This is a genomic window from Oleiphilus sp. HI0043 (assembly GCF_001634935.1).
On record NZ_LWEY01001734.1, the window covers coordinates 1 to 1,066 of the forward strand.

General features: G+C 45.3%; 1 protein-coding gene. It reads left to right on the plus strand.

Annotation, left to right across the window (positions count from 1 at the left end):
- Positions 1-150: 150 nt before the first annotated feature.
- On the plus strand, positions 151-1,066 hold a 916-nt coding region (locus tag A3729_RS26495), incomplete at its 3' end, for a GTP-binding protein (protein WP_068634455.1).

The following is a 1,066-nucleotide window of genomic DNA, read 5'->3' on the forward strand; positions in this document are numbered from 1 at the left end:
TGTTGAGGTCTATTTATACATAAGGTGTCAGACAGACAATCGTGTGCGTCAGCACGATTATGTTTATACTCTCGAATATACTCTACCGATCATTACCCGGCTTGCTGGCCCTGACCACAGTCCGAAACTTATATAAGGCAAAAACCTAGTATGACCATCGACGCAAAAACGGTCTCGGCAGTACCCACCAATATCATCACCGGCTTCCTCGGTGTCGGAAAAACTTCTGCGATTCTGAACTTACTCAAACAAAAACCCGATAACGAACGATGGGCGGTACTCGTCAATGAATTTGGCGAAATTGGTGTAGACGGCAGTTTTTTTCAAGGTCAGAGCTCTCAAGAACAAGGCGTATTTATCAAAGAGGTGCCAGGCGGCTGTATGTGCTGTGCATCGGGCTTACCGATGCAAATTGCCTTAAACCAATTGCTTTCGCGCGCTAAACCAGACCGTTTGTTGATAGAGCCAACTGGGCTAGGCCACCCAATAGAAGTCTTAGAAGTACTGTCGGCAGAACACTATCAACAAGTACTCTCCCTACAAAAGACCCTCACATTGGTCGATGCACGCAAGCTAAGCGATGAGCGCTACACCCAGCATGATACCTTCAATCAACAGATATTGATTGCTGATATGATCATTGGCAACAAAAGTGACCTTTACCAAGACGGAGATGAAGCACAACTCACCCAATATATTAAGAAAACAATGGATAAAGCCCCTCCTGTTGTACTAACAAGTTATGGAAATATCGACATCGCACTTTTGAATGGGCCGACGTCTTCAGTGGTAACAGCCAAACATCACCATCATGAATCTGACGCACCTAGATTACTCATGGACTCGCCTATTCCGGAAACAGGATTTTTAAAAGCAACAAATAAGGGAGAGGGCTACGAAAGTATCGGCTGGCGCTTTTCGCCAGATAAGACCTTTAGCCATGCTGCACTTTTCAACTTCTTGAGTGGAGTCAATGCTGAACGAATGAAAGCCGTGTTTATCACTGACGAGGGAGTATTCGGCTATAACCTAACAACAGATGCCTTAACCGAGGTAGCACTGGATG